Consider the following 24,762-nt stretch of genomic DNA (forward strand, 5'->3'; position numbering starts at 1 on the left):
CATCTACCTCTCTATCATATCACATTCGCCGAGCTACATTAATATAAATATTTATCATTAATGCCAGGAAGAATCAGCTTCATCTCCTGCCATTCCTCCGGCATGAGCCGCATTTCCGCGGCCGGATCGGCCGATTCGGCCGTGCGGACAATCCCCGTCATGCACCAGCTGCCACGTGTGTCCTGCAGCTTATGCGGGGCGATCCGGTAATCGCAGCCGTTTTTGCGGATTTGCAGCACCGTTTTCATCCGAATCGCCTGCTCCACCATTTCTTTGCGCGTCGACGCGTGGTAGGCGCGATAGTCTTTCAGCCAGCTGGCGGGAATATCCGCATAGTCGGGATATAAATCCGCCGCACTCGGGATGCGCGCTTCCATTTCATAGTAGGCGACCGAGGTGCGGGAATAGATGAAGCCTTTGTCTCCCGTCGGTTCGCGCCGCTCTTGAAGGCTGTTCTCCCCGAGCACGTCCAGCTTTGGATACGTTATCGCTTGCGCTGCCGGACCATTTCCGCCAGTGTCCGGCAAGAGCCCCGGGAGCCAGCCCGCTTTCTCAAGCGCCGCGGCCAGCGGCTTGACGTCGTCCGGCGCAATCAAATAATGCGTGCCGCCGAGTTTCTCGCGCAAATAAGAGACCGCCCCGGGAATCCGCTCCAGCGATTGCGCGGTCGCTTCATCCGCGCAGCGCAGCAGGCATGCCTGCAGGAAGCGCGTCTTGCCGTACGGCGCCGCCCACTGCTCCACCGCCAGCCGGACATGCTCCGGCACGCCGTACAACGCGCGCTCCTCCAGAAACGCAGCGATCGCTTCGGCCGTTCTGCCGTTATCCAGCGCCCGGCGCACACTGTTTTTCGTCAGCTTGAACACGCTGATCTGATCGAGCCGCACCGTGTCGGCCAGACAGCACAGCTCCCAGAGCACCTTCCCGGGCACATCGGGAGGCGCGAAGATTTCAAAATCCGGCTGGATCATCAAGGCTCCGTCTTCCGAAGCGTCCGCTTCTTCGGCCGCAGCCGGAACCGGCTGCTCGACCCACCGAAACCACGCCTCGTCCGCTGTCAGGCTTCGGCCTTCCTCTATCCAGCCGAATGCTACCAGCGGCTGCAGCCACCGTTCCTGCAGCAGACGACGCGGATCCTCCTCCGTCTCGTGCCGCTCCAATATCCCTAACTCCGCCAACCAGGCTATCAATGTGTCCGCTTGAAACCATTGTCCGCCGGAAGCAAGCCGTTCCGCCATGCACACAGCATGCTGCATCCACGCTTGCGCCGGCCACGTCAGCTGCTTCCACTGCGCGTACAACCGTTTCGTTTGCGCTTCCGGCGGCATCGAAAGCCATTCTTCGATCGCACCGGGCTGCAGCTCCAGCTCGTCTCCGTTTGACGTGAGCAGCTGCAGCCGCAGCAAAAAGTCCAATGCGACGGCCACCGGCAGCGAATAGGCGTCTGCATAAGCATACTTGAGCGAGGCGCCCTGCAGCAGCGCTTCGTCCAGGCTGATCTGCTCCGCGAGCTTCTGCAACTGCTTCTTATGTACCGTGCCGCCCTTCGACAGCTTCAACCCATGCCGGGCAGCGAATACAAGCGCTTGGAACAGCTCCAGACGCAAACCGAGCCGCGCGCTGCGAGTCACTTCCGGCATGACGTCATCCCCCGATCGCTCGGGAGCGGAGGAATGTACAGCAGGCAGTACCAACTCGCGCCACGTTCTGAATCCATCAGCGGGAAGCAAGTACAAATATTCTCCCCACGTTTTGCGAAAGGCGAATACGATTCCTTTGCGCATCAGCCCGCTCAGGCCATGCCGCATTTCCGCCCCGGACAATACGGGCGATGCCGCCTTCTCAAGCCGCGCCTCGTCAAAGGGCTCGCTGCCAATATAAAGAACGAGTGTTCTTAGCACCATTCGTTCCGTTTCGTTCATGCGGCCCAGGATCGTCTCCATGACGACCGGGTCCGTGCAAACGTCCGCGAGCGATACGCCACGGCTTAGCCACGGCCGGTACAGCTCCGTCTCGAGACTTCGCCGCAGCTCGGACGGCATTCGCTTCAACAGCTCCGCATAGTTCATTGTGCTACTGCTCCTTCCTCATCACGCGTCGCCGCCGCGTTCACCGATTCAATCCGGTACCGGTAGCCCTGCTCGATCAAAAACAGCTGGCGGTTGAGCGCAAACTCCTGCTCTTTCGTCCCCTCGCTCACAATCGAATAAAAAAACGCCTGATTCGCTCCCGCTTTCGGACGCAAAATACGGCCGAGCCTCTGCGCTTCCTCTTGTCTGGAGCCAAAGCTGCCCGATACTTGCACCGCCACCGCCGCATCCGGCAAATCGACGGCAAAATTGGCTACCTTCGATACGATCAGCACGCGAATCTCTCCGCTGCGGAATGCGCTATACAGCGTTTCCCGCTTTTCATGCGCCATCTCTCCGCTGATCATTGGCGCGCCGGTCCGTTCGGCGATGTGGTGCAGCTGATCCAAATATTGACCGATAATGAGCACCGGCTCCGTCGCATGCTGCTGCAGCAGCCGCTCGACAGCGTCCAATTTCAACGGATTGACGCTCGCCAGCTTCATCTTTTGCCGGGCGTCCGAAGCTTCATAAGCTTCGCGCTCGCCTTCCGTCATCGGTATCCTGACCTCTACGCATTCAACGCCGGCAATCCAGCCTTTGGTCTCCAGATCCTTCCATGGCATCTCGTAGCGTTTCGGTCCGACCAAAGAAAAGACGTCATCCTCCCGCCCGTCCTCTCGGATTAATGTCGCGGTCAAGCCGAGCCGCCGGGTCGCCTGTATGTCGGCCGTCATGCGAAATACCGGGGCCGGCAGTAAATGTACTTCGTCGTAAACAATCAATCCCCAGTCCCGTTTGTTGAACAAATCCATATGGACAAACGGATCGTCCTTCGACTTCCGGTATGTCAGTATTTGATATGTCGCGATTGTGATCGGGCGAACTTCTTTTTGCGTTCCGGTGTATTCGCCGACCATCTCTTCTGAAACGTCCGTCTTTTCCAATATTTCACGCTTCCACTGCCTTACCGATGTGCCGTTCGACGTTAAGATCAGCGTCGCGCAGCCGAGCCGTTCCATCGCGGCGATGCCGATCACCGTTTTGCCCGCGCCGCACGGCAGGACGAGGACGCCGCTTCCTCCCCGCATGCTCCCTTCCTTATAAAACGACTCCACCGCCTTGTGCTGGTAATCGCGAAGAGCGAACGTCCCTTCCTCGCTGCAATCCGTTCTCAGCCGAATAGGGAGCGCCTCGCCTTGGCTGTATCCGGCCAAATCCTCCACCGGATAACCGAGCTTGATCAGCTCCTGCTTGAGCATACCGCGATACAGCGGCGAAAAGCGCAGCGTCTGCGTATCCACCTGGCACAGCCCGTACGAGCGCAGCGATTTATAGGACACCATTTCCTTAATGATGTCGACATCTTCAGAAATAAGCAGCAGGTCTTCCCCGAGCTTCTCGATGCGCACCAGGCCATACCGTTCGACAAACCGGCGAATATCCTGCTTGACGGCGGCTGGAACGCCGAACTTGGACCATCGTTCCAGAAATTCGACGACTTCCTCCGACGTCAAACCCGCGGCGGCCGCATTCCACAGCGACAGCGACGACATCCGGTATGTATGAACATTGTCCGGCGATTTGACCAGATCGGCGAAGCGTATCAATCCCGCCCGCACTTCATCAAAATCCGGATGGCGCGTCTCCAGCAAAATGCAAAAATCGTTCTGAACGACAAGCGGCCGTTCTTTATGAAATGGCATGCCGGTCCCTCCAAACTTTAACAGATAGCTTTAGTATGAGGGGAACACGCCGGATTTAAACATCGGTTTGTAAGCGGCATTTGCAAGCGATGGCGGCAAGCCCTACAATATATTGCGGGAGCGGGAGGAATGGAAATATGAAGGAATGGAAAATGAACATTTGGCACAAGCTGATCGCCGTTATGATCCTGACGCTGCTGGCAACAGCTTGCGGGGGAGGCGCGAAGCAAGGCGCAGCGGGCGATTTCGTCCAGCAAATTTACAAGCAATACCCTGCGCTGAAAGACCGGAAAGCTACAACGACGGAAGTCAAGCGCGTTGTAGACGGCGACACGTTCGAGACAAAAACGGGGGACAAAGTTCGGTTGATCGGCGTCAACACACCGGAGACGGTGAAACCCGGCTCGCCTGTCGAAAAATACGGAAAAGAAGCAAGCCAATTTACCAAATCAAAGCTGACGGGGAAAACCGTGTACATGTTCGCCGATGCCGGGGATAAAGACAAATACGGACGTTTGCTGCGCTATGTCTTCATTGAAGGCGATCCCGTCATGTTCAACGAGATGCTTATCCGCGACGGCTATGCGAATACGATGTCGATTGCGCCTAACGTCATGTTCCAGGATATGTTCCGAAAGCTGGAGCGCCAGGCGCGGGAAAGCAAAAAAGGCCTGTGGGCCGATGGAAAAAAATAAAGAGAGGGGTCCATGACCTCTCTCTTTAGGCTGCCCGCATTAGTGCGTGCCGCTGACGTCCATATGTTTCAATTCGCTGGTTACTTTTTTGAAGCTGGAGAACTTGATGCGCTCCTGGAGCTTCTCGTAATACAAATCTTCGTTAATCGGCAGATCGACCCAATTGTCGGTCCAAGTGGACAAATGCATCGCATTGGACAGCGTCAAGCCTTTGATGCCTTCTTCGCCCGGCGCGAGCAGCTTGGTCCCCTTAAGGATATGATCGACGAAGTTTTGCGTAATCCCCTTATGCTGCGTACCGTCAGACCCTTTAACCGGAATTTCGCATTTCCAGCACTCCGGCGATCCAAAACCGCCTTTGAACTTGGCGTTGAACTCCGGCTCCGGCACAACCAGCCGCCAGAACGTCATTTTCCCGTCCTCGATGACGATTTTGCCGCGGTCGCCCGTGACTTCATAGCGGTTCGTTCCCGGCGCTTCCCCTGTCGTCGTCACGAACAGGCCCGTTGCGCCGTTCTCGTATTCGACATAGGCGGTCACGTCGTCTTCTACTTCAATGTTGCGGTATTTGCCGAAATGGCAGAACGCACGGACGCGCATCGGCATCATATCGACCGTCCACTGCCACAGGTCGAGCTGATGCGGATCTTGGTTGATCAGCACACCGCCGCCTTCACCGGCCCACGTTGCGCGCCAGCCGCCCGAATCGTAATAGCTTTGAGAGCGATACCAGTTCGTAATAATCCAGTTCGTGCGGCGCACTTCGCCAAGTTCTCCGGATGTGATCAAATCGCGCAGCTTCTGATACAGCGGGTTCGTGCGCTGGTTGTACATAATGCCGAACGCTTTATCCGACTTCGCGGCAGCTTCGTTCATCTCGCGTACTTGCTTGGTGTATACGCCAGCCGGTTTCTCTACCAGCACATGGTATCCGTGCTTGAACGCGGCGACGGCGACTGTCGGATGATCGTAATGCGGCGTGCAAATCAATACAGCATCGAACGCTTTGGATGCAAAGAAGGCGTCCAGGTTGTCAAACAGTTGATAGCGGTCGCCGTAATGGCAACGAGCCCAATCCAGCTTCGAAGGATCCGTGTCCACCATCGCAGTCAGTTCGCCGCCCTTGATCTCATTCTTGGCAAAATAGCCCTCGTGACCCTTGCCCATGTTCCCGATTCCGACGATGCCGAAACGTACTTTATCCATCGTTTCCCCTGCCTCTCACAGCTATATAATTGTTAATGTAAGCATTTACGCGACAATCTTATTATACTATGCACACGTGAACAAGACAACATAAAAAAAGCTTTAGATTAAAGAAGATTCGATGAGGATATATAAAAAACGTCCAGCCGCGTGAGCGGATGAACGTTTGGCATTGCGGATTAGACCGGCTGCTTGTCCTTCTCGGAAATTTGGCTGAGCGCTTCGCCCGCCTCATCCTCGAATTTATCGCGCACCGCAAGGTCGCCGATCGAAACGATACCCACGAGCTCGCTGTTCTCAACGACCGGCAAACGGCGAATTTGCTCCTTGGCCATCACTTTCGCCGCTTCGTCCACTGTCGTATCGGGAGGCACCGAAACGACGCGATCGCTCATGACTTCCTTGATCGCGGTCGACCCTTCTTTTTTCTCGGCAAATCCCCGGATCACGAGGTCGCGGTCGGTAATGACGCCGATCAGTTTCTTGCCTTCCACGACCGGGATAAATCCGGTGTCCTCCTGCTTCATCTTCACTGCGACTTCATATACGTTGTCTTTCAATGTAACCGTAGAAACGTCTGTCGTCATAATTTCACGCAATGTTCTGGCCAAAGGATAATCCCTCCCGTCAAAAGTTACAGCCCGCTGCCAAAGTCACGCGCGGCCACGGCCTGCTTCAGGAATAGCTTCTCCTTTTCCGATCGCCCCCATGCGCGGATTCGGCTAGCACTTATCGGGAGTAGGCATGCTCCGCCAAATAATCCTCGATCATTGCGATAAACAGCTTTGCCGCGTGAAGCATCGCAATTTCATCGATATCGAATCGCGGATGATGATGCGGGTGCACAATGCCGCGCTCTTTGCGACCCGCGCCTACGAACATAAAACATCCCGGAACGCGCTCCAGATAATAAGCGTAATCTTCTCCGGCCATAATGAGCGGCGAAGTCCGCACGCCCGCTTCTCCTAGCGCGAGCGACGCAGCCTTTCGGAACCGTTCTTCTTCCGACGCGTGATTGATGACAGGGGGATACCCCAGATTGTATTTCACAAGGCATTCTGCGCCGTTCATCCGGCACGTATGCTCCACGATTTCCTCCAGATGGCGCTTCACCTGCAGCCGCAGCTCCGGATCGAACGTTCTCACCGTTCCTTTCAACGTAGCCGTTTCCGCGATGACATTAAAGCTCGTTCCGCTGTGAAAGGATCCTACCGTTACGACGCATGGCTGCGTCGGGTCGGAGAAGCGGCTGACGATGCCCTGAAAGTTCACGACAAGCTGGGATGCGACATACACACTGTCGACTGTCTGATGGGGCAGCCCACCGTGACCGCCCTTCCCTTTTACTTCAATTATAAACTCATCCGCCGCGGCCATGATCGCTCCGGGCTTGCAATAAGCGGCTCCTGCTTCGAACGGCGACCATAAATGAACGCCGTAGATCACGTCCACGCCTTCCAGCGCACCGTCCCGGATCATCTCAAGCGCTCCGCCGGGCGTCGTTTCTTCCGCCGGCTGGAACAGGAAGACGACGTTCCCCGCCAGCCGGTCTTTATTGTCCTGGATCAGCTTCGCTACCCCAAGCAGCGTTGCTGTGTGCGCGTCATGCCCACAGGCGTGCATTACACCGGGCACCTGGGAAGCATACTCGCAGTTTTTTTCGTCCTGAATCGGCAGCGCGTCCATATCAGCCCGCAGCGCTACGGTCGGTCCTTGAACCGCCCCTTCGATTTTGGCGACGACGCCATGCCCTCCGACTCCCGTGCGAACCGCAATTCCCCACTCCCGCAGCAGGCTCGCTACAAACGCAGCTGTTTGCGATTCCTGAAACGACAGCTCGGGATTCATATGCAAGTATCTACGCCACTTTACCATCTCCGGATATACCGCTTCCGCGGCATCATTCCATCTGCTCATGCCCGTCCCCTCCGCTTCCGTCGCTACTATCGCATAATACCGAATACGATCCGTGCTTCAAATTTTATTGTATTTTATTCATTTTATCAAAAGCGGGCGCATGATTCATCTTTCGTTTTCACAAGAATTTCAAACTTTGGGCGAAACGGTGACAGCTCACGATGCATTAGGCTTGCACAAGTAAGGGAAACATACTATCATGAATAAAGGATTTACCAGTGAAACCCGTATAAGCTTTTTTTGTCATTTTTCATGTTACCTTCAAGGCGACATACATATCAGGGAGGGCTTGCTGTGATTATTGAAAACAGTGGTGTTAAAGGAATGAAAAGCGATCTCGCCCATCTGGACGAAACGATGGAACAACTCGGCTTCGTGCGGTGGCAATGGGAGTACTACCGGGCTACATACGACCTGAAAATCGAAGATAAAGCGAACCGCGAAGAATATTTCCTGCGGGTGAACACGCGCGTGGAAACCGGTAAGCTGGAATCCCCTTACGCCATTCTAAACATCGAGGACGCTTATATCGGCAGAGCGACATTCCCTCACGGTCTGGACTATGAATCGAAAGTACCGGATGCCATCATGAAGCAAGTAAACGGAAAGCTCGCAGAATTGAAATCGAAGCTCGCGCAATAAGCGGAGGCCTTCCATGACGGCCCCGCGACGAGGAACGCCTGATTTTTTGCTGCTGTTTCTGACGTTTTCCTTAGTTTGCTTCGGTCTCGCTTTTGTGTTTAGCGCCGGCATGGCTTATAAACCGAGCAATCCGTGGTATTTGGCGATTCGTCAATCGATCTCCATCGGCATGGGGACGGTAGCCATGTTTTTTTGCATGAATGTGGATTACCGCAAGTTTCAAAAATGGGTCGCCCCCTTTTTCGCGGGCGTTGTCGGGCTGCTTTTTCTCGTTCCGCTTATTGGCAAAGAAATTAATGGCGCCAAGAGCTGGTTTTCCATTGGCGGCTTTTCATTGCAGCCGACGGAATTCGCCAAGCTGGCGGTCATTATTTATTTGGCAGTCATTATTAGCAAGAAGGGCGAGCGGATTCAGGAGTTCAAGCGCGGTCTCGTTCCTCCGCTGCTTGTCATATGTTTCGTCTGCGGCTTGATTATGCTGCAGAACGATTTGGGCTCGACGATGATTCTCGTTCTTGTCGCCGTCTTGATGCTCGTGATCGGCGGCGCCAGCCTGAAGCATATGTTCATGCTCGGATCGGCCTTTGCTTGTCTCGGCGCACTCGCCGTTTCCGTCTACTTGCTGAATGCCGGAACTAGTAACTACAGGGTCGGCCGAATCACCGCCTTCTTGAATCCTTGGTCCGATCCGGAGCATTCGGGCTTTCAACTGATTCAATCGCTGTATGCGTTCGGCCATGGCGGCTTGACCGGTGCGGGCTTCGGACAAAGCATCCAGAAGCTGCATTATTTGCCGGAAGCGCACAACGATTTCATCTTCTCCATTATTGGGGAAGAGCTTGGCTTTATCGGCACTTCTATCTTCCTTATGATTTATCTTGCCTTTCTCTGGAGAGGCATCATTATCGCCCTGCGCTGCCAGGATGTGTTCGGCACCTTGGCGGGGATCGGCATCGTCAGCATGATCGGCATCCAGGCCTTCATCAATATCGGCGGTGTGACGAACAGCATCCCGATGACCGGCGTCACTTTGCCTTTGATCAGCTACGGCGGGACCTCGATGCTCGTCACCTTGATGGGACTCGGGATATTGCTCAGCATTTCCCGCGAACAAAACAAGCCGGAAAAAGAAACAACAAAAAAGAGAGCCTGAGGAACGATTTCGTTCCATTATGGCTCTCTTCTTCGGTTACTTCACCCGATGCGGATCTTCCACAATCGCAGTTGTCTCTTCCTCTCGGAACGCTACGCCTTCGACTTTCACGTTCACTTCAACCACGGTTAATCCCGTCATATTCTCAACCGCATCCCGCACGTTCTCCTGCAGATCGCGGCACACTTCCTGGATTTTCGAACCGTAGTTCACGATAACGCGCAGATCGATGGCCGCCTCGACTTGCCCGACCTCTACCGATACGCCTTTCTGCACGTTTTTACCGCTTAAGCGTTTGGCAAGCCCTTCGGAAATACCTCCCGACATGGCTGCGATCCCCGGCGTCTCCAGTGCAGCTAATCCTGCGATTGTCGCAACGACGTCATCTGAAATCCGGATAAGACCAGTTTGTACTTCTTCGCTCATGAGGATCACTCCATTTCGGTTGACACCTGATCCCGGTGAAACCGGTAAACAGTTGCAACAGGATTATATTTCTATTGTAATAAGTTCCAGGCCCGAAAGCAACTGGACTTAAGTACAGGCTCGCCGCAGCGCAGCGGACTTTCCTTCGTCAAAATCGCTTAGATCGCCTTGACCGCGCCGCCGTCCACATAAAACACGGAGCCGGTCATGTAGCTATTGCGGGGAGAGAGCAAAAACGCCGCGGCAGCCGCCAATTCTTCGGGCTCCCCGTAGCGGCCGAGCGGAATGTCCCGGATCATCTCGTCCTGCACTTGTTCCGTTGTCATGTTCTCCCGAGCGGCCCGCGCCGTATCCAGCTCGACGATCCGGTCGGTCATAATACGTCCGGGACAAATGGTGTTCAAGAGGATACCGTCGCCCCCCCATTCAGCCGACAGCGTCTTCATCAGCCCGACCACGCCAGTACGCAGCGTGTTCGAAATGACGAGGCCGGGAATCGGCACTTTCACGGAAGTGGAGGCCACCGTCACAATCCGCCCTCCCCGCTCTTTCATGAGCGGATAAAATCCTCGCGTCAACCGGACGACGCTCATCAGGTTGAGCTGCACCGCGTTCATCCAAGCGTCCTCATCCAGCGATAGGAAGCTGCCGCTGGGTGGGCCGCCGGAGTTGCACACGAGGGCGTCCACCGTGCCGAACCGGTCCTTGGCCTGCTGCACAAGCCAGCCGATTTGCTCAGGGCTGCTCAGATCGACAGCCATGCCCGCCGCTTCGATGCCGTACGCCTGCTGGAGCCTCGCCGCCACCTCGCATACGGACTGCTCGTCCCGGCTGCAAAGCAGCAGGCTCGCGCCTTCCGCCGCGAGCTGCTCAGCGATCGCACGCCCGAGTCCCTTACTGGAAGCAGTTACGACTGCCGCCTTTCCTTTCAGCTGCAAATCCATCGGAAAAAACCCCTTTCCGGCAATTTGCTTCATTATAGCGTTTCCCGCAGATCAACGCCAATCAGAGCACTTTCCACAATATAAATGCCGCGATCGCGCCCAGTACGATGACGCCCGCAGCAATTTTTAAACCGTTTCCATTTCCGTGGTGGTGGTGATGTCCATCATGATGATGATCGTGATGATGATCATGGTCATGGTCGTGATGATGGTCGTGACTGTGATCATGGTTGTGATCGTGGTCATGGCTATGTCCATGGTGATGATGCTTTCCCTTTTTTTTCGTTTTATCCAATATGCCGTGATGTCCTTCATGCATACTGCAGCAGCTCCTTGTCATCGTTTTCATAAACCTCGCCGGTCAAGCCGGATTTCAATTTTCCCTTGCATTCCTTACCTATGTAGCACAATTTATGGATAATATAACACGGCGGACCCGGAATGAAAATAGTAAATTAAAATCTCTAACTCCATCAAAAGGATATAGCGTGTTACTTATTTACGAAATAATAACACAGTGATATGATATGTTTATGTTTTTTGCATATTTCGGAGGAGGAGTTAAAAAGTGCATATTCCTGATGGCATTTTAGACCCGAAAGTATGGGCGCCTTCCGCTGTCGTCGCAGCCGCCGTGCTCGCCAAAAGCGTCCAGTATTCGAAGCATCGGCTGGAGTACCGCGCGGTTCCAGTCATGGGGGTCATGTCCGCATTCATATTTGCCTCTCAGATGATCAATTTCCCCATCCTTGGAGCGGCAACATCCGGCCATCTGATCGGCGGTGCATTGGCGGCCCTGCTGTTCGGATTTTGGCCGTCCACCCTCATCATGTCGACCGTCATCGCGATTCAGGCGATCGTCTTCCAAGACGGCGGAATTACGGCGCTCGGAACGAACTTGCTCAATATGGCGATTCTGGCGCCGGGCATCGCCGCATTGACGTTCCGGCTTCTGCGTGGCCTGCCGTTTATCCCGAGGTCCGCCGCCGTGTTCGTCAGTGCCTGGCTGTCTGTGGCGGTGCTATCGATCGTTGCAGCCGTCGAGCTGGCCTTGTCCGGCGTCATTCCCTTCGGTACGGCGGCCAAAGCCCTGCTGTTCTGGCACGCGTTCATCGGTATTGGAGAAGGCATTATTACCGTCATCGTCATCCCGTTTGCGCTTCGCTCTTCGTTTCAATTTGCCAATAAGGAGTCGATGCTGCAATGAAAGCCAACATTCGCAACTGGCTCATTGTATCGCTGGTAATCGGCGGTTTCATCTCGCTATTCGCTTCCTCTCATCCGGACGGGTTTGAGAAGGCCGGGGAAGAAGTCGGATACATCGAGCACGCATCCAGCTTCATGAAGTCCCCGCTGCCCGATTACGCTATTCCGGGCATGGACTCCTGGCTTTCCTCCAGCCTTGCGGGTCTGGCCGGCGTCGCCCTTACGTTCGCCGTCTTCCTGCTGCTTGGAAAGTGGATAGCGGGAAAAAAATGACGGCGATGCTGAGCCACCCGCCGGTCCGGATCGTGACCGCTCTTCTGATGATCATGCTGAGCGTTTCTATGAAGCATACGGAAACGCTCTTCATTATGCTGCTGTTTACCCTGCTGCTCGTGCTCTACTGCAAGGTTCCGTTCCGGCAGCTGCGCCGCCGGCTGCGGCTGGCGCTTCCTTTTATCGTGTTTTCGTTCGTCTTTTTCTCGTTATACGAACAGGGGGACGTGATGCGGCTGGCGGGCGTAACGCTCTCCGTCGACGGCCTGCACAAAGCGCTGACGTACAGCCTGCGTCTAGTCGTCACGCTCCATGTGCTGACGCTGCTGTTTCACCGGTTAAGCAGCTCCGAGTTTTTTCAAGCGCTCGTCAAGCTGAAGGTTCCCGGCATTTTCGTAGAATTGATCTTGTTCACGCTTCGTTTTATGGATGTCATTCGAACCGAAGCGCTGCATATGCTGCAGGCGTTGAAAAGCCGGGGATTCCGGACGGGGCGCTTCTTCTCGCTGTCCCAATACGCGGTGCTGTCGAAGCTGCTGGGCAGCCTGCTCCTGCGGTCGCTTCAGCGATCGGAGCGCATTTATATGGGCATGATGTCCCGAAGCTACCGCGGCATCCCGCCGCAGCGCCACACGGCGCCGCTGCTCCGGTCCGACGTGGCGATCGCCTTCCTCTGGCTTGTCCCGGTTGTGGCCGCATTTATTTACGATATCAGATAGGAGATTCCGATGGAACCGGTTTTCGTCTTTAATCAGGTCCGCTATCATTATAACAACGACCGGGCCGCCGCCCTGAACGGCATGGATTTCGAAATTCCGCTTGGCCAAAAAACAGCCATTGTCGGGCCGAACGGAGCAGGCAAATCGACGCTTATTTTTCACATGAACGGGCTGTACGCCTGCACTTCCGGAGAAGTGTGGTTTAAGGGCGAGCCCGTGTCCAAAGCCAATCGATCCGGGCTCGTCCGCCATGTCGGCGTCGTCTTTCAGGATCCCGACGATCAGATCATTTCCATGACCGTTCGCGACGATATCGCTTTCGGCCCTGCGCAGCTGGGGCTGTCTGCAGCCGAAGCGTTCCGTAGAGCGGACGAAAGCATGGAGCTGCTGCACATATCGCACCTGGCCGAGCGGAACCCGCATGAGCTCAGCTTCGGGCAGAAGAAGCAGGTCGCGATCGCAGGCGTGCTGGCAATGGATCCCGATGTCGTCATTCTTGACGAGCCGATGGCTTTCCTGGATCCGGCGGGACAGAAGCGCGTGCAGGACATTATGAACTTACTGATGGATAGAGGAAAAACGGTCATCGTGGCGACCCATCACATGCAGCTCGTTGCGGAATGGGCGGATCATGTCATCGTTGTGAAGGAGGGGCTGTGCCTCGGCAGCCTCACGCCCCGGGAGCTGTTCTGCGAACGCCCCTACCTGCTGAAAGAAGCCAACTTGGATCTGCCTCCGGTGCTTCAGCTGTTCTCCGGCCTGTGGGGAGAAGAACGCGCCGAACCCATGCCGGTCACTATGGAAGAAGCCAGAGCGGTGCTGTCCAGACTGCTGACGAACAAAGAGGATACCCTTTAGCGCAAGCGCAGGGGTATCCTCTTTGTTGCTGCTTCCGCAGGGTCAGCCGCAAACCGACTGACCAGCGTATATAAACGCTCGACCGCACGCGTGAACCCCGCAACAGAGATGCGTTCATCCGGGCGATGCATACGCATCAAATCATCCGCATCAATATGCGGAAACCACCCGTATACGGGAATGCCCGCATTGCGGAACCAGCTGCTGTCGGAGCGTCCGGACGCAATGTACGGCAGCACCGGCAAATCATGCGCAGCATGTATAGCCTCGTAGAGCGGGTCGTCCAGCGGCGACGCGGTCGGTTCGTCCAGCTCCAGCAAGTCGCACCCCTCGTTCAGCCGCAGTCCCCAGCGGCGCAGCCCATGGTCCAATACCCGCTCCATAAGCTCCCCCGGCAGCGCTCGGCAAATCAGCTCATGCCGTCCCGGATATTCGACGCTTCGTCGAACTTCAAAACAATGGCAGAACATCTCGTGCGGGTCCAGCGCATGTGGACTGTTACGCTGCATCCACTGTGTGAACCATACGGCGGCAGCCCCCTCCAGGCGCGCCGCCCATGCACCCGCCACGCCCCCGGCGCTGCGCAATAACGTTCTGTGCGCCTCCGGCAGCCGGGCATGGATACGCACCTGCCCGCAGGCATAGGCACGCCCCTCCGGCAGCAGCAGCCTCGCATAGCCCTTTTCGCCGACCTGGCACACGGCGAAAGGCGTGCGGCCGAGGCGAAGCGGCCAGCCGCCGCCTTCATTGAGCACTCCGCTGCATCGGCGGAGCTCCGGGCAATGCTCCCGCAGCCACCGGGCGCCCCAGGGCGACCGCGTCTCTTCGCCGGCGGCAGCTGCCCAGACGACGGATCGTTCGAGCGGCGTTCGCTCGAGCAGCAGCAGCACCGCCCACCAGACGGCGACAAGTCCCTTGCAATCGACGGCACCTCTCCCCCATACATACCCATCCGCTATCTCGCCCGACAGCGGATCGCGACTCCAGTCTCCTACAGAGCCTACAGGTGCCGTATCCAGATGCGAGAGCAGCAGCAGCGCATCCTCGCTGCGCCCCTTGAACGTGGTGAGCAGCGAGCCGTACCCCGCCTGCGGCTCGACGACTTTCGCCTGCCAGCCGCGTTCTGTGGCGCGCCGGCACAGCCAAAGGGCAGCTTTGGATTCCAAACCTGCCCCTGCGGTCGTATCGATTTGAATGAGCTGCCTCAGCACCGTCAAGCCTTCGTGAACGGCGTCCTGCAGATCCGTCATGCTTGAGCGGGCGCCGCCTTCACGGCAATCTGCTCTTTTCTGCGGTACGTAATCATTCGGGCTGAATTCATGACGACAAATAGCGAAGCGATATTGTGAATAATCGCGCCCATGACCGGCGAGATCAGACCCAGCATCGCGAGGGCGATGCCGATGACATTGAAGCCGACGGCAAAGCCCCAGATGTTTTGCTGAATCAGCTGCATCGCTCGGCGGCTGATCCGCAGTACTTCCGGCAGCAGTTGAAGCTGATCGCCCATAAGCGCCACGCCCGCCGATTCGATGGCGATATCGGTGCCTCGTCCGGCCATCGCGATGCCGACATCGGCCAGCATCAGCGCCGGCGCATCGTTCACGCCGTCGCCGACCATCGCGACGACATGACCCGCCTTCTGCAGCTCGCGGATATATTCCAGCTTGTCTGCCGGCAGCAGCGCGGAACGTACCTCTTCGATGCCCGCCTGACGTGCAACGGCCTGTGCGGCCGCTTCGTTGTCACCGGTCAGCATGACGACGCGGCGAATCCCTTCCTGCTTCAATCCGGCGACCGTAAACTGCGCCTCAGGGCGTACCGTGTCCGCAATGGCGATGCCGCCGGCGCACTCGCTCCCGACGATGATGACCAGCGCGGTTCTCCCAAGCTGCTGCTGCTCGGATATGAATCTCCTCGCCGTATCCGCAGCGTTCGCGCCAAGGCCAGCCGACGACGAAACGACTCTTTCGTTTCCAATCCAGATCTCGTTACCGGACAGCACCGCATGAACCCCCGCTCCCGGCAGAGCGGTAAACGCATCCGTTTCCTTCCCATCCAACGTTCCGCGCTCTTGGGCATAGTCAACGATCGCACGCGCCAGCGGATGCTCCGAGTGGCGCTCTACCGCTGCCGCCCATTGCAAGACGTCCGCTTCCGAATGATTGCCGAATACGGCAAATTCAACGACTTTCGGCTGACCCGACGTTATTGTGCCGGTCTTGTCCAAACAGATCACATCGACCTTGCTTAGCGCTTCGATCATTTTTCCGCCCTTGATGAGCACGCCGCGCTTGGCCAAATTGCCGATGCTCGCCACGGCCGCCGTCGGCGTAGCCAGCACGAGCGCGCAAGGGCAGGCGATAACGAGAATCGTCATCGTCCGTACGATGTCGTTCGTCACAAACCAGGCGACGGCGGCTACCGCAAGAATGAGCGGAGTAAAATATTTGGCGAACCGGTCGGCAACTTTTTGCGTCGGTCCTTTTCGCTCCTCCGCTTCATAAACGATGTCGATCACTTTTCCCATGACGGTGCCGGAACCGACCTTCTCCGTCTCGATATGCAGGGAGCCGTATTCATTGATGGTACCCATCAGTACGCCATCGCCCGGCTGCTTGTCGACCGGCAGCGATTCTCCGGTCAGCGCGGACTGGTTAACGGCGCCCTCGCCCTTGACGACCCGGCCGTCGACGGGAATGCGCTCCCCGGCCCGGACCCATACGACTTCTCCGGCGCGAAGCTCATCCGCATCCACCGTCTGCCAAGCTTCGTTGCGCCATACGGTAGCGGTATCCGGCACGTAGTCCATGAGCTGCTGCACCGCTTTTCGCGTCTTGGCCAGCGTAATTTCCTCCAAAAACTCGCCGATGAACATCATCAATGCGACCAGCGCAGCGGCTTGATAAAATCCAAGATAAGCGCAGCCTACGATCGTAATGACGACCATGATGCCAGCTGTGATCGTTCTCGTCTCCAGAATGGCGAGGAGCGACTTATAGGCGATGATGCCGCCTCCGAGCAGCATCGGTATGAAGGCGATCGTGAAGCCGAGCCAGCTCTCCTGCCCCGGAATCGTGGACAATAATATTGTCGCCAGCATGAACGACGGCAAAAACCAAATCCATATGCGTTTCATCGTTTCCATTCGATGTGTTACCCCCATATTCCCATTCAAATTATAAGGTTTGGCTCATCTCCCACCATACGTACATCGCGAGACCGACAATGACGACGACCGCCGCGATAATCCGGCAAATCAAGCTTTTGACGCTAATGCGCTTTCGCTGCGCTCTTCTTCCAGTCATAGGCGGCAGTTCCTCCTTCTACAGATTGGTAAACGCGTCTTTCGGCTCGACCGCCTTCGCGACAAGCCCCTGCTTGTACATCCACTCGGAAACCGCTTTCCATTGTTCCGTCTTTTGCGGCTCGTAGCTTCCTTGCTCCGCGGTCATGAGCGGGAGCAGCCGCTGCAAGCTGGCCAGCTCGGTTTTGCCCTCGAGCGGAAACTCGGTCGACTGCTGCGATATGAGCATGACTGACGCTTTTTCCGCATGATCGCGGGTATACTCTTCCCCTTTGCGCGCGCTATCGATAAACGCTTTAACCGGCAGCTTATTATTTTTGGCGTGTTCTTCACTTGTAACGAGAAACATCCCGTCCATTGCCGGAACGCCGTACTTGGCCGGCTCCCATGTTGTCGCCTTAAACCCGCTGCGCTCGAGAAGCAGTACGTCCCGGTACAACGACCCTTTGCTGAGTGCTGTCACTTTGCCCTGAAGCAAAGCGTTGACGCCGTCATTGCCGACATTGACGAATTGAACCTTGCCTCCGTCTCCTCCGGCCTGATCCACCATCGCTTTGACGACGGCCTGCTCCGCCGCGTCACCGGAATAGCCGACTTTCATACCTGCCAATTCTTTGGGCGATGCGACAGCCCCTTCGGCGGCGATAACCGCATACAAGCCCGCTGGAATGACGGCCGCGACCGATACGACGGGGAGGTTGTCCGCCCGCGCGGCGATCAGCTGTGCCGGATTGACCAGCGCAAAATACGATGTCCCTTCCGCTACCTTTTGGAGCGACTCCCGGGCGCTCGGCGCCAAATCGATCTTCACCTTCAAGCCCGATTTTTGGAAATAGTTCTGAAACTGTGCCGCAATAAACGGCGTATGGATGGAATGCGGCGGTTCCGCGAGCGTCAGTGCCATCGGAATCGGATCGTTCCACTGCCGCGGCTTGACTTCCTCGCAGGACGTATGCGCTGTCAGCAATAAAAAGGCAAGTACGGATAATAGCATCCGACATGCCATATTCACCCGAAAAACCATATTCACACTTTGTCCCCTTATGACTTATGACTTATGAAAAATCGCAATCCTGCTGAACACATTATACTACGAAACACAGATTTTTACAGTAAGAAACTGCTTCTCACGCCCGCTCTGCGGCCTCGCAAAGCGATGGTTTCCATCCATACCGATACCGGCCTGCACCGCAAAAAACGTTCATTCCCTCTGCCTTCATTCCTTGATAGAAAAACCCGGAGACCTTGAAATGCAAGCGTTTTCTAAAAAATGCCGTAAATGTTATATTTTAATCAATGATACTTTATATGCTTTTTTTTGGATATATTTTAATGTACACTATGGAAATGATATTTTATTGAGGTGATGGACTGTGAAGCGTTACGGCTTTACGATCGGACTGATCGGAAGCTTTATTCTAAGCGGCGCGGCGCATTATATCGGCGCCCCCGTATTCGGCCCGACTGCTCAGTTTCTGATCGCCGCGGTGGCGATCATCTTCGTTGCCGGCTTTCTGGGCAAAACGACGGAGAGCGTGGCCCATTATGCCGGCGAGCGGATGGGCGGCTTTCTGAATGCGACATTCGGCAATGCCGCCGAGCTCATTATTGCCTTTTTCCTGGTGAAAGACGGCATGTTCGATGTGGTTAAGGCGAGCATCACCGGTTCGATCATCGGCAATATGCTGCTCGTGCTCGGGCTTAGCGTCCTGATCGGCGGACTGAAGTACAAGGAGCAGCGCTTCAACGTCAAGCTCGCGGGACATAGCGCTTCCTTAATGATGCTGGCCGTGATTGCGCTGTTTATTCCCGCATCCTTCGCGCGAAGCTTTACGAAAATGGAAACGGCTCAGTTGAGCGTCATCGTCTCCGTCATTCTCATTATCGCCTATTTGCTCTGGCTGTTTTTCTCCATGGTGACACATAAGAACGAGCTGTCGGAAGAAGCCGTCGAGCACGGCGAGCCCGCTTGGTCGAAGGGCACTTCCATTCTCTTTCTCATCATCGCCACCGTCATGGTCGCATTCGACAGCGAATGGCTTGTCGGCACACTCGAATCGTTCAGCCACCAATATGGACTTTCGGAACTGTTCGTCGGTGCATTCCTGATCGCTATCGTCGGCAATGCCGCCGAGCACAGCGCCGCCATCATCATGGCCCGCAAAAACAAGATGGGCGCTGCCTTCGAAATCGCGATCGGCAGCTCGCTGCAAATATCGCTGTTCGTTGCGCCTGTCCTGGTGCTCGCCTCGCTCTTCTTCGGCAAAACGATGGATCTCGTCTTTACGTCCTTCGAGCTTGTCGCGATCGGCGTTGCCGCGTTTATCGCCAAATCGATTTCGCAGGACGGGACGACCACCTGGTATGAGGGCGTTCTGCTGCTGGTCGTTTATTTGATTCTCGGCATCGCATTCTTTCTGGTATAGCTGCCGCTGCCAAGCCTTTCGACACGCTGGCGGACCGATTGCCTACTGAGAGCGCACCCAATCGCGAGAGCGCTTAAAAAATAAAAAATAGTCTTCGTCGCCGAAGACTATTTTTTATTTTGCTCCAGTGCTTCATAAAGCTGCGCGAGGTTTCGCTCCAGCTTGATCATAATTTGCTTGCCGGACGATTCCGAGATAAGCTCCGCGCGAATAGCAAAGTCAATCTCCCGGGACAACCCGTACATTTGCGTATCTAATACCTCTTCATACAGAGGACATTGGCGCGTGGTCAAGTTTTCCATTTGTACTTCGATCAGCTTTTCGATCTTATCCGCGTCCTCCTGAATCAAATGGAGCGCCTTCTGCGATAAGCTGAGCAGCACATCCGACGACATGTTGCTTCCCCCCTGTACCCTTGGAGTGTCGGCAATTCAGCGCTCTGGCTCCCTCCCGGTTTCCAAAGACGAATCCTCCATGCCAACCTTACCCCATTAGCTTTATATTAGACGAAAATCGAGGAATAAACAAGTCACCCGATGCGGAAAAAGGGCATTTTCGCTGTGCGAAAACGCCCCTCTCCTGCTTAAAGCCTATTAGTCGACAATGCTGTTAAGTTCCAGGCCATGCTTGGCGAACACTTCAGCCATCGCTTTTTTCGCTTCGTCCGCATCCGGACCGTGGACGTGCAAGTCATATTTACTCGAAGTCAGCAGCGTCGTGAACAATCCAAGAATGCTTTTCACATCGATAAACTTATTATCGTACTGTAAAACGATCGACGATCTGAATTTGTTCGCAGTTTGTGAAATCTCCACAATCGCGGCGTTGTTGGCGTTAGTCATACAAAATTCCCTCCAGGCGTCGAATGACGCAAAAATAAAAAGTAAATCGCTTTCTTACGCTTATGATACATTGGAAAATCGGTTCACGCAATACTATTTTACCCAGCCGTTACTTCAGGTTTTCCGGATTCAGCCCTGCCAGCTCCGGAATGACGAATCGGCCGTCTTTGCGGATCAGCCGGTCGTCAAAATAAATTTCGCCGCCGCCGTACTCCGGCCGCTGAATCAGCACAAGGTCCCAGTGCACCGCCGAACGGTTCCCGTTGTCCGCCTGCTCATAAGCTTGGCCGGGCGTAAAGTGAAGGCTTCCGGCGATTTTCTCGTCGAACAGCGTGTCCTTCATCGGATGCAGAATGTGCGGGTTGAAGCCAAGGCTGAATTCGCCGATGTATCTCGCGCCTTCATCCGTATCGAGAATCTGGTTCAGGCGGGCCGTATCGCTCGCCGTCGCTTCGACGATTTTCCCGTTCTCGAACCGAAACGTGATTTGCTCGAAGGTCACGCCTGCATTGACCGAAGGCGTGTTGTAAGCGATCGTTCCGTTCACCGAATCACGCACGGGCGCGCTGTATACTTCTCCATCGGGAATGTTGCGCCGGCCGCAGCACTTGACCGAGCCGATCCCTTGGATCGAGAAAGAAATATCCGTAGCCCCCGGCCCGACGATACGGACACGATCGGTTCGGTTCATCAGCTCCTGCAGCGGGTCCATAGCAGCGGACATTTTGGCGTAATCCAGATTGCAAACATCGAAGTAGAATTGCTCGAACTTGTCTGTGCTCGTGCCGGCCAGCTGCGCCATCGAAGCGTTCGGGTAGCGCATCACGACCCAGCGGGTATGCTTCACGCGCTGCTCCTGATGCACTTTTTTGCGATAAATCCGGTTGAATTGGCTGAGCTTTTCTTCGGGCACGTCGGACATGTCGCTCACATTTTCCCCTGCGCGGATCGCAACGTAGCAGTCCATATCCTTCATGCGCCGCCAATCCGTCTCGGCCCAGTGCTCGAGCTGCTCCGTCGAAATCGAACGCAGTACAGCCGCTTGGACGGCATTGTCCGTCAGCTCTACATAAGGAAATCCGCCCCGGGCATGAACCTCCTCCACGAGACATTTGACGATTTCTCTTTCGGAGCCGATCATGTCGATCAGCACTTTTTCGCCGGGCTGGACATTCAGCGAATAGCCTACAATGTTTTGCGCCAGCTGTTGCAAACGGGGATCACGCATAATGCATAGTCTCTCCTTCCGGGACAAAAATAATGTTAAATGCCGGTCTTGCTCGAGTTAAACCATCGATCCTTGACGAAGTGGCTCACGAGCAGAAGCACGATGAATATAGCCGCCAAAATCATCAGCCTGCCCTTGTAATGCTGAAAATGCAGCAGGTCGTGCCCGATCATCGATTCAAGCAGTATGACCGGCGCCTTCCCGATGAGCGTCCCGGCCACAAAGTGAAGGGGCCGCACCTTCATTACCGCCGCGCTCAAATTGATGACCGATGACGGCAGCACCGGCAGCAGCCGAAGCAGTATCATATAAAGCAATCCGTGGCGCTCCAGTTTCTCATTGAACCTCTCGATATAACTGTACTTCGCCAGTCTTGCCTGTACCCACGGTCGTCCAAAATTTCTCGCCGCAAAAAACACGATCGCCGCACCCAGGCAAGAGCATATGTAATTGACGGCGAAACCGCCCCAAAATCCGAACAAGAGCACATTCACACCCGCAACGACGAAAAACGGCACAAACGGAAATATGGTTTGCAGCATGACAAGCAGTGCCCCGGCCATATGTCCGTACCAGCCGAAGGAATTCAGCACATCGGATATGTGCCGGACACTCCATACGGTCAACGCTTCCTACCTCCCTTATCCCCTATCCTGATGTCTGCAATACGAATCATTGTACCAGAAAATTCGCTTTGTCACGAATATTATACGCCATCATCCCGCACTTGACACGCCAATGCCAATCTTATAGAATTAGAAGTCGAGTATAAGCATGCATTTCTATGAAAATGCGCGCTTATAATGTGGAAGCTTGTGTCACCCTCTATACAGATTTTGCTGCCGGCGGGACCGCGGCTGGTTCTTCCTTCCAGGCGTTCGCAAAGTCGGGCACGCGCTTCACGCGAAAACACCCATAAACCCATTATTCATGACAAAGGAGCTCGTCATACATGTCACGCTACACTGGTCCTAAATTTAAATTAAGCCGCCGTCTGGGCATCTCCCTGAGCGGTACAGGCAAAGAATTGAAGCGCCCTTTCCCTCCAGGACAACACGGTCCGGGGCAACGTAAGAAACTGAGCGGCTACGGCGTTCAATTGCAAGAAAAACAAAAGCTTCGCCATATGTACGGCTTGAACGAAAAGCAATTCCGCAACCTGTTCGACAAAGCAACCAAACTGCAAGGGATTGCCGGCGAAAACTTCATGTTCCTGCTTGAAAGCCGTCTGGACAACCTCGTTTACCGTCTTGGTCTTGCGAACTCCCGCGCAGGCGCGCGTCAGCTCGTTTCCCACGGTCACGTGACGGTTAACGGCAAAAAAGTCGACATCGCTTCCTACCTCGTGCAAACCGGTGACGTGATCGGTCTTCGCGAAAAAAGCCGCAACCTGACTGTTGTAAAAGAAGCGATTGCAAACCGCAACTACTTGCCGGCTTATCTTGAGTTCAACGATGCTGCACTGGAAGGCAAATTCATCCGTTTGCCTGAGCGCTCTGAGCTTGCTCAAGAAATCGATGAAAAGCAAATCGTCGAGTTCTACAGCCGCTAATTGTAAGCGATATGGAAAAACCTTGGTTCTTCATTGCGAAGAGCCAAGGTTTTTTGCATGCGTGCACACACCAACACGCCGAATGAACCGCGACGCCGAAGCAAAGACAAAGCCCCGGCCAAAGCGCGGAGTCATCTTCCATTCCGCAAAGCTTAGGCACGGAGCCATGGTCATGCGCTTGAGACTTTATACGAATTTAGCCAAATAGTAATTGCGCTTGCCCCGGCGAATAACGACGAACCGTCCGTCGATCCCGTCATCCCGGCCAATCTTCTTCTCCAGGTCGGTTACGCGCGTTCCATTAACGGATACAGCGCCGCTCTCGATGTCTTGACGCGCCTGGCGCTTGGATGGCGCCGCCTTCACTTCGAGCAGCAGGTCGATCAGCCCGATCTCCGTCCCGCCGGCAATTTCAGTCGAAGGCACATCCTTGAACGCTTCCTCCACCTCGCTGCCGGACAGCGCCTGCACGTTGCCGCTGAACAGTACCTCCGAGATGCGGATTGCGCTGAGCGCCGCCGCCTCGCCATGCACCAGCTGCGTCACTTCCTTCGCCAGCACGCGCTGTGCTTCGCGCTTCTCCGGGCTTTCCTGCACTTGCCGCGCCAGCTCGTCGATCTCAGCCGCCGTCAAGAACGTAAAGTACTTCAGAAACTTCACGACATCGTTATCGTCGGTGTTGATCCAGAACTGATAAAACTGGTACGGAGACGTTTTGCTCGCATCGAGCCAGATCGTGCCGCCCTCCGTTTTACCGAATTTCGTGCCGTCGCTCTTCGTAACGAGCGGCATCGTCAGGCCGAACGCCTGGCGACCGGTTGTCTTTCCGATCAATTCCAACCCCGCCGTAATGTTGCCCCACTGATCGCTTCCGCCGATTTGCAGCGTGCAGCCGATATCCTCATTTAATTTGTAGAAATCGTATGCCTGCAAAATCATATAGCTAAATTCCGTAAACGAAATGCCTTTCTCCAGCCGCGAATCGACCGAATCTTTGGCCAGCATGTAATTGACGGTGAAGTTTTTGCCGATATCCCGCAAAAAACCGATCACGTTCAATTCCCCGAGCCAGTTGTAATTGTTGACGATTTGGGCTGGGTTGCCCGCTGCATAGAAATCCAGAAAACGCGAGAGCTGCTGTCTCAGCTTGTCCGTCCACTGCGCCACTACATCCTGGGTGTTCAGCGTGCGCTCCGATGCCTTGCCGCTCGGATCCCCGATCAGTCCGGTTCCACCGCCAACCAGCGCAACCGGCACATGGCCGGCCAGTTGAAACCGCCGCAGCGCCAAGATCGGCAGCAAGCTTCCGATATGAAGGCTGTCGGCCGTCGGATCGAAACCGACATACAGCGTAACCGGCTCCTCGCCGAGTTTTTTGGCCAATCCTTCGCGATCAGTCATTTGATTAATTAAACCGCGGTATTCCAGTTCTTGTAAAATATTCATCGCATGCTTCGACCCTTCCTATGATTAATGGTTTGAAAACGCAAAAAAGCCTTCTAATCCCAAGGGATGAGAAGGCTGCGGCTCGCGGTACCACCCTAATTAAAGCCGAAAGATCGAAACATAATGATAGGTTCCCTTTATTCGATT

General features: G+C 55.3%; 26 protein-coding genes. 9 read left to right on the forward strand and 17 right to left on the reverse strand.

What is annotated here, in order from left to right:
- Positions 1-38: 38 nt before the first annotated feature.
- Positions 39-2,069 (reverse strand): helicase-associated domain-containing protein, encoded by a 2,031-nt coding sequence (locus KXG62_RS03275; protein ID WP_218090489.1) that lies wholly within the window; start codon positions 2,067-2,069, stop codon positions 39-41.
- Positions 2,066-3,775 (reverse strand): DNA repair helicase XPB, encoded by a 1,710-nt coding sequence (locus tag KXG62_RS03280; protein ID WP_218090490.1) that lies wholly within the window; start codon positions 3,773-3,775, stop codon positions 2,066-2,068. The genes KXG62_RS03275 and KXG62_RS03280 overlap by 4 nt, the downstream gene beginning before the upstream one ends.
- 137 nt (positions 3,776-3,912) lie before the next feature.
- Here KXG62_RS03280 and KXG62_RS03285 point away from each other — a divergent pair, with 137 nt between their 5' ends.
- Positions 3,913-4,470 (forward strand): thermonuclease family protein, encoded by a 558-nt coding sequence (locus KXG62_RS03285; RefSeq protein ID WP_246627269.1) that lies wholly within the window; start codon positions 3,913-3,915, stop codon positions 4,468-4,470.
- A gap of 39 nt (positions 4,471-4,509) precedes the next feature.
- Here the strand turns inward: KXG62_RS03285 and KXG62_RS03290 are convergent, their stop codons facing one another.
- The 3 genes from KXG62_RS03290 to KXG62_RS03300 form a co-directional block, all read right to left on the reverse strand.
- A complete protein-coding gene (locus tag KXG62_RS03290) occupies positions 4,510-5,676 on the reverse strand; it encodes a Gfo/Idh/MocA family protein (RefSeq protein ID WP_218090491.1) in 1,167 nt (388 codons plus the stop codon).
- A gap of 179 nt (positions 5,677-5,855) precedes the next feature.
- The gene (locus KXG62_RS03295) at positions 5,856-6,287 is read right to left on the reverse strand and encodes a CBS domain-containing protein (protein ID WP_218090492.1); all 432 of its coding nucleotides are present in this window, start codon (positions 6,285-6,287) and stop codon (positions 5,856-5,858) included.
- 118 nt (positions 6,288-6,405) lie between these two features.
- Positions 6,406-7,593 (reverse strand): M20 family metallopeptidase, encoded by a 1,188-nt coding sequence (locus KXG62_RS03300; RefSeq protein WP_218090493.1) that lies wholly within the window; start codon positions 7,591-7,593, stop codon positions 6,406-6,408.
- A gap of 294 nt (positions 7,594-7,887) precedes the next feature.
- On the opposite strand from KXG62_RS03300, the gene KXG62_RS03305 reads away from it, so the two are divergent.
- Complete coding sequence (locus KXG62_RS03305) at positions 7,888-8,235, forward strand: YugN family protein (RefSeq protein WP_218090494.1); 348 nt, start codon at positions 7,888-7,890, stop codon at positions 8,233-8,235.
- 13 nt (positions 8,236-8,248) lie between these two features.
- Complete coding sequence (ftsW, locus tag KXG62_RS03310; RefSeq protein WP_218090495.1) at positions 8,249-9,388, forward strand: putative lipid II flippase FtsW; 1,140 nt, start codon at positions 8,249-8,251, stop codon at positions 9,386-9,388.
- A gap of 36 nt (positions 9,389-9,424) precedes the next feature.
- Here the strand turns inward: ftsW and KXG62_RS03315 are convergent, their stop codons facing one another.
- From KXG62_RS03315 to KXG62_RS03325, 3 genes are all read right to left on the reverse strand, one after another.
- The gene (locus KXG62_RS03315) at positions 9,425-9,814 is read right to left on the reverse strand and encodes an Asp23/Gls24 family envelope stress response protein (protein WP_218090496.1); all 390 of its coding nucleotides are present in this window, start codon (positions 9,812-9,814) and stop codon (positions 9,425-9,427) included.
- A gap of 158 nt (positions 9,815-9,972) precedes the next feature.
- Positions 9,973-10,758: an SDR family oxidoreductase gene (locus KXG62_RS03320; protein WP_218090497.1), complete on the reverse strand. Its 786-nt coding sequence runs from the start codon at positions 10,756-10,758 to the stop codon at positions 9,973-9,975.
- Between the two features lie 126 nt (positions 10,759-10,884).
- Positions 10,885-11,073, reverse strand: a complete 189-nt coding sequence (locus KXG62_RS03325) for a hypothetical protein (RefSeq protein ID WP_218090498.1) — start codon at positions 11,071-11,073, stop codon at positions 10,885-10,887.
- A 253-nt stretch (positions 11,074-11,326) separates the two neighbouring features.
- Here KXG62_RS03325 and KXG62_RS03330 point away from each other — a divergent pair, with 253 nt between their 5' ends.
- Genes KXG62_RS03330 through KXG62_RS03345 form a run of 4 tightly spaced genes read left to right on the forward strand, consistent with a single transcriptional unit; the run spans position 11,327 to position 13,814 of the window.
- Positions 11,327-11,965: an energy-coupling factor ABC transporter permease gene (locus tag KXG62_RS03330; protein WP_218090499.1), complete on the forward strand. Its 639-nt coding sequence runs from the start codon at positions 11,327-11,329 to the stop codon at positions 11,963-11,965.
- Positions 11,962-12,237 (forward strand): PDGLE domain-containing protein, encoded by a 276-nt coding sequence (locus KXG62_RS03335; protein ID WP_218090500.1) that lies wholly within the window; start codon positions 11,962-11,964, stop codon positions 12,235-12,237. Before KXG62_RS03330 ends, KXG62_RS03335 begins: the two co-directional genes overlap by 4 nt.
- Positions 12,234-12,956: a cobalt ECF transporter T component CbiQ gene (gene cbiQ, locus KXG62_RS03340; protein ID WP_218090501.1), complete on the forward strand. Its 723-nt coding sequence runs from the start codon at positions 12,234-12,236 to the stop codon at positions 12,954-12,956. Before KXG62_RS03335 ends, cbiQ begins: the two co-directional genes overlap by 4 nt.
- 9 nt (positions 12,957-12,965) lie before the next feature.
- Positions 12,966-13,814 carry an energy-coupling factor ABC transporter ATP-binding protein gene (locus KXG62_RS03345; protein ID WP_218090502.1) on the forward strand — a complete coding sequence of 283 codons (849 nt, stop codon included), beginning with the start codon at positions 12,966-12,968 and terminating at the stop codon, positions 13,812-13,814.
- On the opposite strand, the gene KXG62_RS03350 is transcribed toward KXG62_RS03345, so the two are convergent.
- Genes KXG62_RS03350 through KXG62_RS03360 form a run of 4 tightly spaced genes read right to left on the reverse strand, consistent with a single transcriptional unit; the run spans position 13,811 to position 18,145 of the window.
- Complete coding sequence (locus tag KXG62_RS03350) at positions 13,811-15,064, reverse strand: M20/M25/M40 family metallo-hydrolase (RefSeq protein ID WP_218090503.1); 1,254 nt, start codon at positions 15,062-15,064, stop codon at positions 13,811-13,813. The genes KXG62_RS03345 and KXG62_RS03350 overlap by 4 nt on opposite strands.
- Positions 15,061-16,962 (reverse strand): heavy metal translocating P-type ATPase, encoded by a 1,902-nt coding sequence (locus KXG62_RS03355; protein WP_218090504.1) that lies wholly within the window; start codon positions 16,960-16,962, stop codon positions 15,061-15,063. The genes KXG62_RS03350 and KXG62_RS03355 overlap by 4 nt, the downstream gene beginning before the upstream one ends.
- A gap of 31 nt (positions 16,963-16,993) precedes the next feature.
- The gene (locus tag KXG62_RS34345; RefSeq protein ID WP_281426624.1) at positions 16,994-17,122 is read right to left on the reverse strand and encodes a hypothetical protein; all 129 of its coding nucleotides are present in this window, start codon (positions 17,120-17,122) and stop codon (positions 16,994-16,996) included.
- Positions 17,123-17,140: 18 nt separating this feature from the next.
- Positions 17,141-18,145, reverse strand: a complete 1,005-nt coding sequence (locus KXG62_RS03360) for an ABC transporter substrate-binding protein (protein WP_246627290.1) — start codon at positions 18,143-18,145, stop codon at positions 17,141-17,143.
- Between the two features lie 349 nt (positions 18,146-18,494).
- Between KXG62_RS03360 and cax the strand changes: the two genes are divergently transcribed.
- On the forward strand, positions 18,495-19,547 hold the full coding sequence (cax, locus tag KXG62_RS03365) for a calcium/proton exchanger (RefSeq protein ID WP_218090506.1): 1,053 nt from the start codon (positions 18,495-18,497) through the stop codon (positions 19,545-19,547).
- Between the two features lie 107 nt (positions 19,548-19,654).
- On the opposite strand, the gene KXG62_RS03370 is transcribed toward cax, so the two are convergent.
- From KXG62_RS03370 to KXG62_RS03385, 4 genes are all read right to left on the reverse strand, one after another.
- A complete protein-coding gene (locus tag KXG62_RS03370) occupies positions 19,655-19,942 on the reverse strand; it encodes an Fpa/YlaN family protein (RefSeq protein ID WP_218090507.1) in 288 nt (95 codons plus the stop codon).
- Positions 19,943-20,140: 198 nt separating this feature from the next.
- Complete coding sequence (locus KXG62_RS03375; RefSeq protein WP_218090508.1) at positions 20,141-20,389, reverse strand: HPr family phosphocarrier protein; 249 nt, start codon at positions 20,387-20,389, stop codon at positions 20,141-20,143.
- A gap of 109 nt (positions 20,390-20,498) precedes the next feature.
- On the reverse strand, positions 20,499-21,617 hold the full coding sequence (locus KXG62_RS03380; RefSeq protein ID WP_218090509.1) for an aminopeptidase: 1,119 nt from the start codon (positions 21,615-21,617) through the stop codon (positions 20,499-20,501).
- A gap of 35 nt (positions 21,618-21,652) precedes the next feature.
- Positions 21,653-22,243, reverse strand: a complete 591-nt coding sequence (locus KXG62_RS03385; RefSeq protein ID WP_218090510.1) for a TVP38/TMEM64 family protein — start codon at positions 22,241-22,243, stop codon at positions 21,653-21,655.
- Positions 22,244-22,569: 326 nt separating this feature from the next.
- Between KXG62_RS03385 and rpsD the strand changes: the two genes are divergently transcribed.
- Positions 22,570-23,169 (forward strand): 30S ribosomal protein S4, encoded by a 600-nt coding sequence (gene rpsD, locus KXG62_RS03390; protein ID WP_218090511.1) that lies wholly within the window; start codon positions 22,570-22,572, stop codon positions 23,167-23,169.
- Positions 23,170-23,355: 186 nt separating this feature from the next.
- Here rpsD and tyrS read toward each other — a convergent pair whose 3' ends face one another.
- A complete protein-coding gene (tyrS, locus tag KXG62_RS03395) occupies positions 23,356-24,615 on the reverse strand; it encodes a tyrosine--tRNA ligase (protein WP_218090512.1) in 1,260 nt (419 codons plus the stop codon).
- Between the last annotated feature and the right edge of the window lie 147 nt (positions 24,616-24,762).

This window comes from Paenibacillus solanacearum (genome assembly GCF_910593845.1).
GTDB lineage: Bacteria > Bacillota > Bacilli > Paenibacillales > NBRC-103111 > Paenibacillus_G > Paenibacillus_G solanacearum.